The following is a 201-nucleotide window of genomic DNA, read 5'->3' on the forward strand; positions in this document are numbered from 1 at the left end:
CCAGACACCGCACCCACGTAGCCCCGGTAAGCGCAGCGCCACCGGGGAGCAAACGACGCCAGCACCACCGGGGAGCAAAACGGCACCAGTGCCACAGGCCCGCCGCAGGGCAATACGCCAGGCGATCAAGCCAGACACCGCACCCACGTAGCCCCGGTAAGCGCAGCGCCACCGGGGAGCAAACGGCGCCAGTGCCACAGG

At 70.1% G+C, this 201-nt stretch carries 1 protein-coding gene; it reads right to left on the reverse strand.

Translation table 11 applies throughout. The annotated features are described in order from the left end of the window. The coding region (locus CWM52_RS26595) for a hypothetical protein (protein ID WP_206057743.1) at window positions 1–201 on the reverse strand (201 nt) is incomplete at both ends.

It is taken from the genome of Raoultella sp. T31 (genome assembly GCF_002806725.1).
GTDB classification, from domain to species: domain Bacteria; phylum Pseudomonadota; class Gammaproteobacteria; order Enterobacterales; family Enterobacteriaceae; genus Klebsiella; species Klebsiella electrica.